Below are 16021 nucleotides of genomic sequence, written 5' to 3'. Positions count from 1 at the left end.
ACTGTAAAGCCCGTCCGTAAAAAGCCCGCTATGATCTGTGATCATGGCGGGCTTTTTTATGTCTGGCGTACTTTACCCTTTACCTGTCAGACGATAATCGCGAGTCTGACGCACTGATTCTTTTTACTGAGTAAACTGCATGATTAAGAATGCCTTTATTACTGGTGCCGCCTCCGGCATTGGCCGGGCAACGGCCGAAACCCTGTATGCCCAGGGCTGGGACCTGGGTCTGGCCGACATTAACGAACAGGCATTAAAAGAAATGACCCTGGGCTGGGATGAGCAGCGTGTGCACTGCTATCGCCTTGATGTTACGCAGCCAGACCAGTGCGCCGCCGTTATCGGTGCTTATGCAGAGCAGCATGACAAACAGCTGCGCCTGCTGTTCAACTCCGCCGGCATTCTGCAGATTGACCGTTTTGAAGACGTCAGCAGCCAGTGCCACCAGCAGATTTTCGATATCAACGTGATGGGCACTATCCACTGCTGTCAGGCAGCCTTCCCCTACCTGCGTCATACCAGCGGCGCTCAGGTGATCAATATGAGTTCTGCCTCGGCGACCTATGGCATTCCGCGGCTGGCCAGTTATTCCGCCTCCAAATTTGCCATCAGCGGCCTGACAGAAGCGCTGGAGCTGGAATGGGAAGAGTACGGCATCCGCGTCTGCGATGTGATGCCGCCTTTTGTCAGCACACCAATGCTGAATGAACAGGCCTCCGGCGCCCCGGTGCTGGATAAACTCGGTGTGCATCTGAACGCCGAGGATGTCGCCCGGACCATTCTGCAGCAGATAGAACAACCTAAGACCCACCGCGCCGTCAGTCTGCAATTTGCCCTGACCTACGCCGCCAGCCAGCTGCTGCCACGGGCGGTTACCCGCGCCATTATCCGCTTTCTGAATAAAGGCTGAGTCGCCGCTGCGCCCGGAATTTCCGGGCACGTTTATTCCAGCGTATTTATTCCGGCCGCGGCAGATTAAACAACTCACCCAGCGCGGCATATTCACTGCCACCCAGACGCGCCAGCGGGTTCAGTTCCGCAGCCCCGACCTGCAGGCGCGGCTCTTTGCTGAGCACAATATCGTCCGCCAGATACGCCGCCTCGGCCTGTAAAAACAGCACATGCTGCCCACCCGGTCCGACATCCACCTGCTGTTGCAGAGTACAGGCAAAAGCAACCGGCGCCTGACTGAGGCGCGGCAGTTCTGAACCCGCAAAAGCTTCCAGCGCCAGAGCAGAACGCTCGACCTCACTGTCGCCATAGGCCAGCGTGGCCGAGCTGGCGTTCAGTGCCTGTAATTGTTCAACCGATGCGATGTGCAGCACACAACGGCCATCACGGGCCAGATTGGTAAAGGTATCTTTTTCGTCGCCGCCGGGCTTTTTACCCACAGAAACCACAAAGGTGGGCGGGTTGGCACAGACCGGCGCGAAGAACGAAAACGGTGCCAGGTTATAGGATGAGCCATCGTCATTTGCGCTCAGAATCCAGGCGATCGGCCGCGGCAGAACGGTCTGAATCAGCAGGTGATAACTCTCAACAGGGTTAAGGTCGGCAAAACGTAATTCCATGATGACTCCGTTATTGATCGGATTTACAACCGGGTGAATTATTCCCGCCAGCGGCGTGAAATACCAGACAACGGATAAGCGATGACGATACACCAACGCTCAGCACTGCGCCGCAGGCGTCACTGAGGTAACATAGCGCTCTGCTTCCGGAGGCTTCTATGTTTTCTGTTAACCGTTATTTTCCCCTGCTGGCCATCGCCGTCAGCGCCCTCGCCTGGTATGAACCGCAGCCATTGCTGGGGCTGAAAGACGCCATTGTGCCGCTGCTGACCATCGTTATGTTCTGTATGGGCCTGACCCTGCGCTGGGCGGATTTTCGCCGCGTCTGGAATAAACCACAGCCTATCGCTCTGGGAGTGTTGCTGCAGTTTACTTTAATGCCATTGATCGCCTGGCTGTTGGTACAGCTGCTGCAACTGCCGCCAGAGCTGGCGATTGGCCTGATCATTGTCGGCGCCTGTGCCGGCGGCACCGCCTCCAACGTGATGACCTATCTGGCCGGCGGCGATGTGGCGCTGTCGGTCAGCATGACGCTGATCTCCACCCTGTGGGGCGTGGTGCTGACGCCATGGCTGGTTGCCTTTTATTCGTCCGCTGAAATTGCCGTGGATACCCAGGCGATGATCATCAGTATCGCTCAGATTGTGCTGCTGCCGATTGCCGGTGGCCTGTTGTGCAACCGTTTTCTTCCCCAGGTCGGACGCAGCCTGAACAGCCACCTGCCGGATATTGCCAGTGCCTTTATTCTCGCCATTATTGCCATCATCGTTGCCCTGAATGCTGACGAGATTGCCACCATGGGAGCACTCGCCGTTGTGGCGGTGATGCTGCATAACCTGCTGGGTCTGGCCGCGGCATATGGCATCGCGCGCTGGAATGGTCATACCGAAGTGGAAGCACGCACCATTGCGCTGGAAGTCGGGATGCAGAATTCCGGCCTGGGCGTCGCGCTCGCACTGAAATTTTATGGCCCGATGGCCGCCCTGCCCGGCGCACTGTTCAGCGTCTGGCACAACATCAGCGGTTCTCTGCTGGCCGCTTTCTGGAAGTGGCAGACCAATAAAAAAATCCGCAATCTGAGCCAGCAGAAGGCGGTTAAGGAGCATCTGTGAAATTATTAACCACACTCTGCACCAGCAGCCTGCTGCTGTTCAGTCTTGCCGCACAGGCCTATGAGGTACGCCTCACGGAACAGCAACTGCAGCAACAATTAAACAGCCAGATGCCTCTGAGCCAAAGTCAGGGCATGGTGACGTTAACGCTGAGTCATCCAAAGCTTGATCTGCTGCCCAGCGGTAACCGTCTGAGCCTGCAAACCAACGCGCTGATTGTCACCAGCATTGGTCTGCAAAGCAGCGGTCAGCTGACCGTAGAAGGAAAAATCCGCTACGACAAAGCCAGCTACAGCTTTTTTATTGAAGAGCCGGTTATCCGCCAACTCGACATTGATGGCCTGGCTCCGGGTCTGCAGCCGCAGCTGATATCTATGGCACAAAAAGCACTGACACCAGCCTTAACCGGACAGCCGGTGCACACCCTCAGCGATCAGGACGTTACCCAGGCAATGGCACGTATGATGCTAAAATCGCTGACCATTACAGAAACCGAAGTCGTACTGGTGATGAGTCCGTTCTGATCTGACCCGGTCTATCTGAGCGGACACAAAAAAACCGGCGTCATTGCCGGTTTTTCATGCTGTGGTAGCCACGATATTTTTCAGATTTTTGCGTTTCGCCCTTAAAGCCAAAACAGATAATCGCCGCTTAGAAAAGCGTGAGTCCGCTACGCGTTATATTTTTATAAAAATGAAGAATAGAAATTGTCCAACTGACAGCAGCACAGAATCTTTAATGCATAGCTACTCTGATACTGTTTACCAGATTTCGATTTCCTCCATTACCGGTTTACGCGCGTTCATTTCAATCTGCACCAGATCGTGAAGCTCGCTCAGTTCGGTTTCATTCAGCTGGCGTAAATTCAGCGTCTTGAACACCCGCTGTTCGATCAGATGACGCTCATAACAGGATTCGTGTGCAATGCCGATACCGGAAACCGTTATCGGCTTTCCGGCTAATGCCGACTGATGGCAAAACTCACACTTCATGAAGAATCTATTCCCGTAAAAAATTAGTGGTGATTCTATCCCTACATTAAAGAAGAGGATCAACAGAAATGTTATCAGTCCTGATGAGTTTCGTAATTGCTGTGTAATAAAATCACGGGCGTGAGTACAGAAAATAACACCTCACCGCTCAGCCTTTTTTGAAGAGACTGTCAGTAGGTAAAAATACCGATATAAAACGTAGATTCCGTAATTTCTCGCTACCTCAGCCGCTCATTCGATATGGAAAATCAACACTGAGATTCCTCATACTCTCAGATACCACAGCAATTCAGACTCAGCGGCAGCCCCGGCCATAACGGGATTGCCGCTGAATATTTTTTCACCATAAATGGAATATTAAAACTGCATTTTCCAGCGTTGCTGCGCCCCCTGATGACGTGACCAGAGCCCCACATCAGAGCTGTCCTCAGTGCTATAGGCATCCAGGGCATAAGCAGCCGATGAGCGCGGAATCAGCTGATAACCCTGAGCATCCGGCTGAAGGTTCCAGCGCAGGTTATCGCTGTTCACACAGTCCCAGATCACAGCTTTACCGTTATCACGTAACTGGCCTCCATGATCCAAACATTTATTGCCGAGTGCCGATTTCAGATAGCCGGTATTTTTATCGTAAAACCAGCGCTGGGCATTGCTGCCGTTACAATGATAAGACTGCACATTGGTGCCGTTCCAGCTGCGTGCCCCGGCAACATCCAGACATAACCCCGAGCGGGCATTAATCAGCGAAAAACCGTTGGCCGCAGTTCCTTTGTCAGCGCTATAACCGGAATGGGTCATGCTGCCGGTGAGGTACACCGGGCTTTTTCCCTGCGCTAACTGATAGTGGATTCCCGCCTGTAAATCCGCCAGTTCTCCGCTACTGAGTCCGGCATCGCCATTAATTAATAACGCAAAATGCAGGCTGTCAGAATCCTCATCGGCGCTGACATCATCCCACACCAATACCCGCTGACCGCTATCAGCACCACGGTCAGACATCAAAACCACTTCATTCGCCTGCTGTGTCGGCACTCCTGATAATGTTTCGGGCAGGAAAATAGCGGCATCGGTAATCACCGTCAGTTGCTCTTTGGCTAAATGCCGTGGCCAGTAAATTTCCGTCGGCGCATCGCTTAAACGTCCGCGCCAGGCAGCAAAAGAAAATTCGGTATTACGCAGAAATTCACGTTCAGAAAATAACGGCGGTAAGGAAACACGGATACTGTGGTAGTTCATCCGCTCACCGGCACGATCCGGCACGATCCGGCACCCGGCCTTCATAGCTGAAATGCAGAAGCTCGCCCTGCAACGCCCGCGGATAAGCCCGCTGTACCAGTTCGGCATTAATATTGTAGTTCTGGCCATAGTCACGGATGACGGAAAAATTCTCGCCATTCCAGGCATCATCTTCTGTCAGTACCCGCTGAGGATTACCATTCTGTAATTCCATATGGTTGTCATAATAATAATCCCACTGCCATTGGGTACCACTGACCAGCGGTGTGTAAAAATCGACATAGCGGTCTTTACCGGAAACGCGGTCGGAGCTTTCCATGCCCTGATAGGTGGCATTCACCACCCGCTCGGTATCAGTATGCCCCCAGCCATCCAGCCACATGCCGAACTCTGATAAAAACGGCGTAATATTCAGATAGCGGGCTTCATCGCGGATCTGGTCAATATTGGCAAAATAGCTGCCATTACGCGCCACGGTTAAATCATTAACGCCCATACGGGCCTGATCATAAAAATGGCTGTTAAACACAAAGCCATCACCGGGCTGATAAGTTAAGTGGTGGCCGCCGGTTGCCGGTGCCACAGCTCCGGCAATGGAACTCCAGAACACCATAGGCTCAGCAAACACCGGCGTATTATTCCAGCCGCGCTGATCCATTTCCGCACGCACACGCTGATAAAATGGCCACAAAACCTCATTATCCCAGTCGGCATAACTCATATTACCAATACCACCGTCGAAGGGCTCATTGATCGGGTCCACACCAATGACCATGGCTCGCTGTGTCGGCGTTAAATGCGCCTGTAAGTAACTCAGCATTTCACCCAGTTGCCAGACAAACTGGCTCTGAACAAAATCCAGCTGTGTCATCAGAGAAGAGTGAGTGGCAGCATCACGCAGCATAAACTGCTGGCGACTTCCCACCACCTGGCTGGCTGCCAGACACTCCGCCAACTGCACATTGCCATTGTTCAGGCTCAAACATTTGTTCAGATCCAGTACGCTATGTAGCCGGCCATGCACGTCGGGCATAAACTGCTGCGCACGGCTGCCATTGCATTGATACACCTGAATATCCGTACCCGCTGCGGTTTTGGCACCCGCTACATCCAGACACTGCTCCGTATCGGCAAGACTGCGTAAGGTGCCATCCTGCCGATAATGCCAGCGCTGATTAGCACCGCCATGGCAGCTCCAGCCGCCAACGGTAACCGAATTCCCGGCCTGACCACCGCGGATATCCACACACTGCTGCGATGCCGGTAAATAAAGTTCAATATCGGCTAAATCTTTATTCAAAGCCCAGTGATCAGCCCAGAAGCCACGGATAGCATTACGCACAGCAGAATCAGAAAGTTTGTGTGCCGACCAGGTCAGCTGACAAGGCAGACCACAGTCATCCTTGCCATAAGCATCACTCACTGCCCAGCGCGGGGCACCATTACCGGTAGCTGCAGAATCTGCGGTGAAGGTATGGCGACTGTACAGATCCGAGTGATAATCCAGCAGCACATACAATCCGAGGTCCGCTGCGATGGCAATCTGCTGGCTGATCGCTGCCAGATAACCTTCATCCACCTGCCCCGGCTGCGGTTGCACACCTTCCCAGGCCAGAGTGTAGCGAATCAGGTTGGCGCCGGTTTTTTCCTTCAGCAAACTCAGACTGGCCTGCGCATCCTCATTGTTTTTAAAGGCTTTAAAGCCCGATTCTGCCAGCTTCACTTCACCCGATACGTTGAAACCACGGAATCCAAGCTCGCGGCCAGAAGTTCCGGCAAACACTTTATCCTGCTGAGCAGCAACGGTTTTTTCTCTGATAAGAACTTCATCTGCAGCAGGAATACTGTGTAAGGCAACAGCCTGCAACGGCAGCAGTGTCAGCACCGAAAAGATACAAGAAGCAGCACGCCGGTAGCGGCTATCGTGAGAAACAATCGACATGGTAAGGCCCCGTTATTTATTTTTATGGTACGTTCGTATTAAATTAACAGGAATATATCCGCCATCTATGGGACTTGCCATGCCAATGGCTGTAGCGGAAATACTGTTTGCAGCCAAAACCTGTCAGACAGCGCACACCGCTGGCGCCCTGCAGCAGTTGTTCTAGTCTTCTGTCATAGCTATATAAAGGTTAACCCCCATGGTTATTGACAACTTCAGTATTAAAAGCAAACACGGCATGATTCTGGTGCTGGTCATTCTCGGCCTGATTATTACATCGGCCTTAAGTGTTCAGCAGTTCACGCGCCTTGGTGAGCTGTCTGATGTTCTGTATCAACAGCAAACACTCAGTGGTGATATTCTGCTGCTGCGCCGCAATGAAAAAGATTTTCTGGCACGCAAGGATATGAAGTATGTTGAGCAATTCAGCACTGTCGCAGATAAAACCCAGAATGACATCTCGGAGTTGAGCAGCCACATGCAGGGACTGGGCCTGAATACCACTCAGGTTCAGCAACTGAGCACTCAGGTGGATGGTTACCGCAAAATATTTGATGCCCTTGCCACCGCACAGCAGGAAATCGGTCTGGATCACAAAAGCGGTCTGTATGGCGGCCTGCGCAAAGCCGTACACGATATCGAAACCTCGGCCAAATCCTCTGACGACTACGAGTTGCTTTATTACATGCTGATGCTGCGCCGCCATGAAAAGGATTTTATGTTACGCAGTGATCCATCTTATATGGAAAAATTCAAAGCCGGGATTAATGATTTCAGCCTGGCGCTGGAGCGCAGCAGTCTGGCCGGTAGCAGTAAGGTACAGCAGGAGCTGAAAGCCTATCAGGATCAGTTCACCGCACTCTTTAAAAAAGAACAGGCCATGGGCCTGAACGAAAAAGAAGGCCTGCGCGGTGATATGCGTACCACCATCCATAAAACAGAAAGCATTTTTGATGAGCTGACGGTTTACATCAGCAACGAAATGGAAACCATGACTCAGCGGGTATACACAACCCTCACGCTGAGTATTCTGCTGACTTTTGCCATAGTCGCCACCCTGACCTTTCTGGTATCCCGTGCGATTTATCTGCCAGTACAAAATATTACCGGAAAAATTCAGCGCATTGCCCGTGATCTCGATTTAACCCAATTAATTGGCCACCGTTCCGGCGATGAAATTGGCATTTTATCTCATGCCTTTGACGCTTTAATTGCCACACTGCGCGAAACCGTCGAGCAGGTAAAATCCGGTGCAACCGAAGTGGCCTCCGCATCGGAAGAAATGTCAGCCATTACCCGTGAAGTCGGTGATGCCAGCAGCCAGCAACAGGAAGAAGTTGCCCAGGCAGTAACCGCGATGACCGAGATGACTTCGACTATTCAGAATATTGCCGGTAATGCCAATCAGGCCGCCAGTGCCGTGAATGAAGTTCACCGTGAAGTCAGCCGTGGTAAGAATATTTCTGATGAAGCCCGCCACGAAATTGAAACCCTGAACGGCGAAATTCTGGAAGCCACCAAAGCCATCGAAAAACTGCAGAAAGACAGCGAAAGCATCGGCGCCATTCTGGGTGAAATCAGTGCCATTGCCGAACAGACGAATCTGCTGGCATTAAACGCCGCGATTGAAGCTGCACGGGCGGGTGAGCAGGGTCGTGGTTTTGCCGTGGTCGCCGATGAAGTACGGACGCTGGCCAGCCGCACTCAGGAATCCACCGAATCTATCCGTGCCACGATTAATGAATTTAACCGGGGAACAGCCGAAGTGGTGAATACCGTGCTGAAATCCCGTGACCGTGCAGAAACCGGGATTGCGCGCGTCAGCGAAGCCAGTGATGCCCTGCAGGTCATCTACAACAACATCAGCAGCATTAATGATCTGAATACCCAAATTGCGACCGCAGCCGAAGAGCAAAGCTACGCCGCCGAAGAAATTAACCGTAACGTCGTACGCGTGAATGAACTGGCCAGCACCAGTCATGAACAGGCATCTCAGGCAGCATTAGCCAGTGCTGCACTGGCCGAGCTGGCAGCACGTCTGAATCAAACGGTGGAGAAATTTGTCGTTAACTGATGACTCAACCCTATCCCGAGAGAAACAATAAAAAACCGGCACTGATCAGCCGGTTTTTTATTATCTGATATTCTTCAGATCATTAAGAGAGCCTGTTTAATTACCTCTAAACCAGCGTGTGTACAATCTGATCACGATAACCGGTGGTAATTTCAATAGTCCCTGCCCAGTCTTTATCCAGTTGAGGATCGCCACTGTCCATAATTAATGGCCGGCCATTCAGTGCACTGATTTTTGTTTTGGTCGAAATCAGGCGAATATTTTTCTTACCCAGAAGGCGCAGAGCATCCGGAGTGAACTGCTGATTACCCCGGCCAAAGATATGCCCCTGCCCGCCCATCACACTGACAATGGCCTGAGCCTGCGGATATTTCGCCAGTAGAGCAAGAATCTCATCTGCGGTTAAATCCGTACCGATCTGCTCACGGTTCAGTACCGCATCGACACCCAGCAGAGTATTCTCGAGCCCCAGTTCATCCATCACCGCTTGCGTGGTTTTTCCTGAGCCAACCAGATACAACACATCGTCATCCATATCGGCACAGATAAAGGCAGCAATATCGGCCAGCACCAGCTCTTCCACCTCAACGCCGCCCTGCTTTACTGCCTGCACAAAATGCCCGGTTTGGGGCACGCGCATTTCGCCGTAATGCCGCGCACGTACCTGATTATTGCGAAAAGCGTCTTCATCCAGATCACGCACCTCGGCTTCTTTAATATCCACCAGCCCGCCTTCGAGCAGGCTGCGTACCACTTCACCGGAGGCCGTCGGTGTAATGCCATACACTGCTGAATGAATTTTCACGCCGGCCGGAATACCGAGTACTGGCAGGGTATCGCCTACCACGGCACAGATATCACGCGCCGTACCATCGCCCCCGGCAAACAGCAGCAGATCAACGCCTTCATCCAGCATCGCTTGAGCTGCCAGACGGGTATGATCGGCACTGGTATTCACTTGCGGAATATCCGCATCGATTAAACGGTAAGAAAAGCCCAGCCCGGTTAATACATCGGCACCCATTTCACCGGGGCAGGTTAAAAAATAACAGCGCTCTTTTAACGCCGATAAAACATCCAGCGCCTGGCGGGTACGCAATGCGGCTTTACGCTCAGCACCACGTGCCATTGCTTCGGCAACAATATCAGCACCATCGCTGCCTTTAAGGCCAACGGCGCCACCGATACCGGCATAGGGATTAATAATAAGTCCAAGAGTTAACATCACGAGTATTCCGGCCTGATTGCGGGGCGATTATACCCCGCGGTTGCCACACTGCCAGTTCAGAACCAGTCGCTGAGTTTAATGCCGACGCCAATACGCTCCTGATAGCGGTTGTAATCAATCAGGCTTTCACCGTAACCATTAAAATACTGCACAAATCCTTTAATTTTACGGTTGAGCGGAAAGGTCCAGCCAACTTCAATGGCGCCACGGTTTTTATCCGGGTTGAGATTATTACGCAGCATCGTACTGATATTATGATTGCCCATCACATAGATATAAGTGAACTCACCGTTACCCATGTAATCGTCAATATCCGGGTTATCATTATCGGCCGGATCAAAAGGATCAGCCTTGCTTTCTTCCGGCAAGCGCCACCAGATGCGGGTGGAATAGATTCCTGTCGACGATACCGATGCGACCTGGGCAATCACCCGGTTCCAGCTGCGTGACATTGAGCTGGTCTGACCGTTGGACTGGTGATTAATCGCCAGCGAAAAATAATCGACCCACTTGTTTTGCGGCTGCCAGGAAAATATCAGCTCCGGCTCGTGGTTGGTTTCGCGAAACGGACGGGAAATATCGCTGTTATACGCCTGCCAGAATGAACGGTTGGTATAGGCCACATCAACACTGCTGAATTTGCCCAGCAGACCTTCTGACAAACGGTATTTAATACTGAGCTGAAACACCGCCTCAAGATGGTCATTACCGGCTTCGCGTTCCGCATCAGGGTCTCCGGTGTAATGTTGCAAAACCCGGTTCTGCTCCCGATCACTGGGGCGGCTCTGATACGACAAAGGCAGCACATAATTAGGCCGGTGTGGCAGCATGACGTAAGGACTGTCGGATGCGAGGCGCTCGATCTGAATTTTTTCGACCATTTGTGGCAGGTTGTCGCGCAGGGCTGGCTTAAACTCATCATCCGCAATCATATCAACCGGCTGCTGTTTTGTTTTCAGCGGCCCGGTGGCGGGTAATAATTCATCCAGCACCGTCGGTTCGCTACCGGCCCCGGCATCAGGCTCACTTTCTTCGGCGTTAACCATAAAAGCAGGACACAACATCGAGACCAGAACTGAGACCAGTAGCGATACCTTTAACACCAGGACAGCAGGATTAAGCAGATTCATACGGATTCCATTGCCAGAGATTGCGCGGCCAATATAGCCGCGCCCTGAGCGAAGTGCGAGACCAGCCTCGGCCTATCCGGACATTTTCCCGTAAAACAGCGCAGACACTCTGTCCCCATACTGAAACGATGACTGCGCGAAGGCTTAAACCGTCATGCCGTCCGCTTCCAGATACGGTGTGCGGATGGCCTGATATTCATTTTTGCAGCCCGGACAAATGCGGATGTCTTTACTCAGAATGCGACTGTGCAGATGCAGCAACTGCTGCTTGCTTTCCCAGCAGTACGAGCAATAAGGCTGACCATAAGGGCGGCCATCCAGTGTTTTGTAATAGCCGTCGCCACGGCGGCGCAGGTTGCCTTTATAAACCAGCGCTTCATGCAGACGAATCAATTCGTCATCGCGCGCCTCGCACACTCCCTGCAGCAAAGACAGCTCCATTTTGCTGGAGGCAACCGCCGAAGTCAGTTCGGCCAGTAAACGCTTCAACTCTGTTTTATCCAACACATAACCGGCGTCGCGTATCTGCTTACCGACATCCTGAGCAAAGTTCAGGCTACGCAGCACATCTTCTACGGTACCTTGTCCGGGCATTGTCATTCTCCTGTCGTATGATCATTCAAATAACGCCGGAAATCCGACGATTCATTCAATTAATCTGAGACATTGCAGCTTCGGTGCCAGTTTTAACGGGTGTTGACTGCAACCGGTTATCGCTGCGCCGCCGGGTGCTGGGCCAACAGCACACAGAGCAGCACCAGAGCAATCGCAAAGGCCTGGCTGATATTCATCAGCTCGCCCATCAACAAGACCCCGGCCAGTACCGCCACCACCGGATTAATCAGGCCCATAAAGGCCAGCTTATCGACGGCAATCAGGGTAATGGCACGGAACCACAGGTAATAGCCCAACCCCATGCCAATCGGTCCGAGCCAGACCAGGGCCAACACGCCCCTGGTGTCCAATGACGGAAACGGTCGTCCCCAGAGCAGCATCAGTGCCAGCAACACAACACCCGCACTGAATAACTGCGCACTGGCCAATACCAGCGGTTTGATACCGCGCCCCAAAAGCGGCATAAGCAACACGCCCAGCGCCATGCAGAAGGCCGCCGCCAGAGCCAGCGCAACTCCTGTCCAGTCAGGTTCAGCCGGAGCCTGCCAGACCAAAAGCCCAACCCCCGCCATCCCGCCCACGGCGGCCAGCAATTGCAAAGGAGCCGGCAGCTTGCCCTGCAACGCCCGCAACAGCAGCAGCTGCAATGGCATACTGGCAGTCAGCGTCGCCGCCATGCCGCCAGGTAAACGCTGTATAGCGCCAAACAGCAGGACGGTAAAAATGCCGATATTCAGCGCACTGAGCACCACAATGTTCAGCCAATGCCGACGCCAGACCGTCAACGGCACCAGCCACACCATCATTACGCCAGGCACCACAATGCGCAGCGTCGCCAGCCAGAATGGATCAACCCCGGCCAGAAAAGCCTGCGTCACCGCGTACGTTGTTCCCCACAACAGAGGGGCGGCTACTGCCATCAGCCATAACGGCAAGCCAGCCGTTGCACCTGAACTGTTCGTTGTCATCCCACACCACCACTTATCTTCACATTAAGATATTTAAGACAAAGATATATTCTCCACGACCACGGGTCAAATATCTTTACGTTAAGATAATATCCGGGCAGACTTCTGCGTGATTGCAGCAGAGATAGGTAACGTTATGACGCAGGACCATGTGGATTTTATTGTCGCCCAGTGGCAGCAGGAGCGCCCGGATCTGGACATATGGCCGATGGAAGCCATTGGCCGGATATCCCGTCTGGCAAACCATATACGTCAGGAAATCAACGAGCTGCATAAGGAATTCGGACTAGCCGGTGGCGAGTTTGATGTGCTGGCCACCCTGCTGCGCAGCGGCCCGCCCTACCGCTTAACCCCCACGGTTTTGTTTAAATCCGCCATGCTGACCTCCGGTGCCATGACCAACCGCCTGAACCGGCTGGAAGAGCGCGGACTGATTGAACGACTGCCTGACCCCGATGACCGCCGCAGTTTATTAGTGCAACTGAGCAGCAGCGGACACGAGCTGATCAGTAACGCCGTTACCCGCCATGTGCAGTTGCAGGCACGTCTGCTCAAAGCATTAGAGCCTGAACAACAACAGCAACTGAACGATCTGCTGCGCCAGCTGCTGCTCAGTTTTGAGTACGCAGAGGAATAATCCCCGAATAAAAAAGCCCGCCCGTTCTGCGGCCTGCCGGGCCAAGATTCCGACAGGTTGCAGAACGGGCGGGCTTACCCGCTTGCCGTTATCACGGCGAATTTATTTGCAACAACGTCTTACTTTTCGACGAAAGCGCGCTCAATCACATAATGTCCCGGCTTACCGCCACGCGCTTCTTCAAAACCCATGTCATCGAGAATTCTGGTCAGGTCATCCAGCATGGCCGGGCTGCCGCAGAGCATAAAACGGTCAGTTTCCGGATTCAGATCCGCCAGACCAATATCACGGGTGAGCTTACCGCTGGTCAGCGCATCGGTTAAACGGCCATTGTTGCGGAACGGTTCACGGGTAACCGTTGGGTAATAAATCAGTTTTTTACGCACCACATCGCCAAAATACTCGTTATTTGGCAGCTCATCCTGAATACGCTGCTGATACGCCAGCTCGGATATCCAGCGCACGCCGTGGGTCAGAATCACATGGTCGTACTGCTCGTAAACATCCAGATCTTTGATGATGCTCATGAAAGGTGCCAACCCCGTGCCGGTGCTCAGCAGATAGAGGTTTTTTCCCGGCAGCAGGTTATCGGTAATCAGCGTGCCAACCGGCTTGGTACCCACCAGAATCTCATCGCCAACCTGCAGCTTTTGCAGATGTGAGGTCAGCGGGCCGTCCTGCACTTTAATGGAGAAAAATTCCATCTCTTCTTCATAGTTGGCGCTGGCAATACTGTAAGCGCGCAGCAGTGGTTTATCTTCCACTTCCAGACCAATCATTGTGAAATGACCATTCTTGAAACGCAGCCCCTGATTACGGGTGGTGGTAAAGCTGAACAGAGTTTCATTCCAGTGATGCACACTGGTAACAGTTTCGCGGATCAGATTGCTCATAATGGCTGGTTCCTGGCGGCCAATTTAACTTGTCAGGCAGAGTACCCCACGGCAGACTATCGGCAAATCAAGTTATCTGAATAACTTTATTCGGTTTTACCGAATAACACTCCACATGACTCACCGCCAGAGGCCGCCATGCGCTACACCCTGCGCCAACTGCAAGTGTTTATCGCCATCGCCCACCATCAGAACCTGACCCGTGCCGCAGACGAACTGGCGATGTCGCAAAGCGCAGCCAGCAGTGCTCTGAAAGACTTTGAGCATCAGTTTGCGGTGCAGCTGTTTGACCGTATTGGCAAGCGCCTGCAACTGAACGAGCAAGGCCGGCTGGTGCGGCCACGTGCCGAAGCGCTGCTGGCCCAGGCACAGGATTTTGAGCAGATTCTGCTGCGCCATGCTGAAGCCGGGCCACTGAATGTCGGCGCGACACTGTCCATCGGCAATTATCTGGCGGTGGGATTAATGGCGAAATACATGGCCGAACACCCGGATGCACCGGTACGGCTGGATGTGGCCAACACCCGCCAGATTGCCGATAAGGTGCTGAACTACGAGCTGGACATCGGCCTGATTGAAGGCGAACTGAATCACCCGGAACTGGAAATGATCCCCTGGCATAACGACGAACTGGCCGTATTCTGCCACCCGGATGACGAGCTGGCGCACAAGCAACAACAGCAGGGCCATATCGACGACAGCGACTTACTCGCCGCCCGCTGGATTCTGCGCGAAAGCGGCTCCGGTACCCGGCAGGCGTTTGACCGTGCCCTGCATGGCCTGCTGCCCGACCTCAACATCACCCTGGAGTTACAACACACCGAAGCCATCAAGCGCGCGGTGGAAGCGCGGCTCGGCATCGGCTGTTTGTCGCAGATTACTCTTACCGATGCTTTCCGCCGTGGCAGTCTGGTGCATTTAACCGCCCCGCAGCGCGACTTCAGCCGCCAGTTGTATATGATTGTGCACCGCCAGAAATACCGCAGCGCCGGTATTCAGGCCTGGATTGAACTGTGCCGTAACCATGCACTGAATCCCTGAAACATCGTTAACCATGCGTAAACCAAACCAATGAAACAACGCCAGATAAACTATCTCAACGGCTACAGCCCCGACCTGCAACGTCAGGCGGCCGAGCTGCTGGAAGCTGACCGCGTGGGTGCGCTGCTGCTGAAGAAATACCCGCACAGTCACGCTCTCAGCAATGAGCGCGCGCTGTACGACTACACCATTGATTTAAAAAACGATCATCTGCGCAGCTCTCCGCCGCTGAGCAAAGTGATTTATGACGACAAAATTCACGTCATTAATCACGCCCTCGGACTGCACACCTTTGTCTCGCGGGTGCAGGGCAACAAACTGAAAGCCAAGCACGAAATCCGTGTATCCACCCTGTTCCGTCAGGTGCCGGAAGCATTTTTACGCATGATTCTGGTACACGAACTGGCGCACCTGCGCGAGAAAGAACACAACAAAGCCTTCTACAAACTGTGCTGTTATATGGAGCCGGATTACCACCAGCTGGAATTCGACCTGCGCTTATACTTAAGCCACCGCGAACGTTTTGGCGACCTCTGGTAGCCCAATAACAACAGCAACCGGCTAAAACTAAAACAGGCAAAA

At 53.0% G+C, this 16021-nt stretch carries 16 protein-coding genes; 7 read left to right on the top strand and 9 right to left on the bottom strand.

Annotated elements, in window-relative coordinates; all coding sequences use genetic code 11:
- Positions 1 to 139: 139 nt before the first annotated feature.
- On the top strand, positions 140 to 910 hold the full coding sequence (locus NYR02_RS02640; protein ID WP_260974845.1) for an SDR family oxidoreductase: 771 nt from the start codon (positions 140 to 142) through the stop codon (positions 908 to 910).
- 46 nt (positions 911 to 956) lie between these two features.
- Here the strand turns inward: NYR02_RS02640 and NYR02_RS02635 are convergent, their stop codons facing one another.
- Positions 957 to 1571 (bottom strand): flavin reductase family protein, encoded by a 615-nt coding sequence (locus tag NYR02_RS02635; protein ID WP_260974844.1) that lies wholly within the window; start codon positions 1569 to 1571, stop codon positions 957 to 959.
- Between the two features lie 158 nt (positions 1572 to 1729).
- Here NYR02_RS02635 and NYR02_RS02630 point away from each other — a divergent pair, with 158 nt between their 5' ends.
- Both NYR02_RS02630 and NYR02_RS02625 read left to right on the top strand, forming a co-directional pair.
- A complete protein-coding gene (locus NYR02_RS02630) occupies positions 1730 to 2683 on the top strand; it encodes a bile acid:sodium symporter family protein (RefSeq protein WP_145469348.1) in 954 nt (317 codons plus the stop codon).
- Complete coding sequence (locus NYR02_RS02625) at positions 2680 to 3207, top strand: DUF1439 domain-containing protein (RefSeq protein ID WP_260974843.1); 528 nt, start codon at positions 2680 to 2682, stop codon at positions 3205 to 3207. The genes NYR02_RS02630 and NYR02_RS02625 overlap by 4 nt, the downstream gene beginning before the upstream one ends.
- 237 nt (positions 3208 to 3444) lie before the next feature.
- Here NYR02_RS02625 and NYR02_RS02620 read toward each other — a convergent pair whose 3' ends face one another.
- The 3 genes from NYR02_RS02620 to NYR02_RS02610 all read right to left on the bottom strand — a co-directional run bounded on the left by NYR02_RS02620 (position 3445) and on the right by NYR02_RS02610 (position 6853).
- Complete coding sequence (locus tag NYR02_RS02620; protein ID WP_260974842.1) at positions 3445 to 3675, bottom strand: hypothetical protein; 231 nt, start codon at positions 3673 to 3675, stop codon at positions 3445 to 3447.
- Between the two features lie 357 nt (positions 3676 to 4032).
- The gene (locus NYR02_RS19490) at positions 4033 to 4935 is read right to left on the bottom strand and encodes a ricin-type beta-trefoil lectin domain protein (protein ID WP_260974841.1); all 903 of its coding nucleotides are present in this window, start codon (positions 4933 to 4935) and stop codon (positions 4033 to 4035) included.
- The gene (locus tag NYR02_RS02610; protein WP_260974840.1) at positions 4916 to 6853 is read right to left on the bottom strand and encodes a ricin-type beta-trefoil lectin domain protein; all 1938 of its coding nucleotides are present in this window, start codon (positions 6851 to 6853) and stop codon (positions 4916 to 4918) included. Before NYR02_RS02610 ends, NYR02_RS19490 begins: the two co-directional genes overlap by 20 nt.
- A gap of 199 nt (positions 6854 to 7052) precedes the next feature.
- Here NYR02_RS02610 and NYR02_RS02605 point away from each other — a divergent pair, with 199 nt between their 5' ends.
- On the top strand, positions 7053 to 8927 hold the full coding sequence (locus NYR02_RS02605; protein WP_260974839.1) for a methyl-accepting chemotaxis protein: 1875 nt from the start codon (positions 7053 to 7055) through the stop codon (positions 8925 to 8927).
- Between the two features lie 106 nt (positions 8928 to 9033).
- On the opposite strand, the gene NYR02_RS02600 is transcribed toward NYR02_RS02605, so the two are convergent.
- The 4 genes from NYR02_RS02600 to NYR02_RS02585 all read right to left on the bottom strand — a co-directional run bounded on the left by NYR02_RS02600 (position 9034) and on the right by NYR02_RS02585 (position 12868).
- On the bottom strand, positions 9034 to 10152 hold the full coding sequence (locus NYR02_RS02600) for an ATP-NAD kinase family protein (RefSeq protein ID WP_260974914.1): 1119 nt from the start codon (positions 10150 to 10152) through the stop codon (positions 9034 to 9036).
- Between the two features lie 59 nt (positions 10153 to 10211).
- Positions 10212 to 11285, bottom strand: coding sequence for a phospholipase A (locus tag NYR02_RS02595; RefSeq protein WP_260974838.1), 1074 nt, complete (start codon positions 11283 to 11285; stop codon positions 10212 to 10214).
- A gap of 144 nt (positions 11286 to 11429) precedes the next feature.
- Positions 11430 to 11879 carry a hypothetical protein gene (locus tag NYR02_RS02590; RefSeq protein ID WP_260974837.1) on the bottom strand — a complete coding sequence of 150 codons (450 nt, stop codon included), beginning with the start codon at positions 11877 to 11879 and terminating at the stop codon, positions 11430 to 11432.
- Between the two features lie 116 nt (positions 11880 to 11995).
- Positions 11996 to 12868, bottom strand: coding sequence for a DMT family transporter (locus NYR02_RS02585; RefSeq protein ID WP_260974836.1), 873 nt, complete (start codon positions 12866 to 12868; stop codon positions 11996 to 11998).
- A gap of 136 nt (positions 12869 to 13004) precedes the next feature.
- Here NYR02_RS02585 and NYR02_RS02580 point away from each other — a divergent pair, with 136 nt between their 5' ends.
- Complete coding sequence (locus tag NYR02_RS02580) at positions 13005 to 13505, top strand: MarR family winged helix-turn-helix transcriptional regulator (RefSeq protein WP_260974835.1); 501 nt, start codon at positions 13005 to 13007, stop codon at positions 13503 to 13505.
- Between the two features lie 119 nt (positions 13506 to 13624).
- Here NYR02_RS02580 and NYR02_RS02575 read toward each other — a convergent pair whose 3' ends face one another.
- Complete coding sequence (locus NYR02_RS02575) at positions 13625 to 14398, bottom strand: ferredoxin--NADP reductase (protein WP_260974834.1); 774 nt, start codon at positions 14396 to 14398, stop codon at positions 13625 to 13627.
- 138 nt (positions 14399 to 14536) lie between these two features.
- Between NYR02_RS02575 and NYR02_RS02570 the strand changes: the two genes are divergently transcribed.
- Together NYR02_RS02570 and NYR02_RS02565 are read left to right on the top strand one after the other, a co-directional pair.
- Entirely contained in the window at positions 14537 to 15439 is a 903-nt protein-coding gene (locus NYR02_RS02570; RefSeq protein ID WP_260974833.1) for a LysR family transcriptional regulator, read from the top strand.
- Positions 15440 to 15469: 30 nt separating this feature from the next.
- On the top strand, positions 15470 to 15979 hold the full coding sequence (locus tag NYR02_RS02565; protein WP_260974832.1) for a YgjP-like metallopeptidase domain-containing protein: 510 nt from the start codon (positions 15470 to 15472) through the stop codon (positions 15977 to 15979).
- The last annotated feature ends 42 nt before the right edge of the window (positions 15980 to 16021 follow it).

It is taken from the genome of Thalassolituus pacificus (genome assembly GCF_025318105.1).
In the GTDB taxonomy this organism is placed as follows: Bacteria; Pseudomonadota; Gammaproteobacteria; order Pseudomonadales; family Oceanobacteraceae; genus Venatoribacter; species Venatoribacter pacificus.
This window is presented reverse-complemented; position numbering and strand designations above follow the sequence as displayed.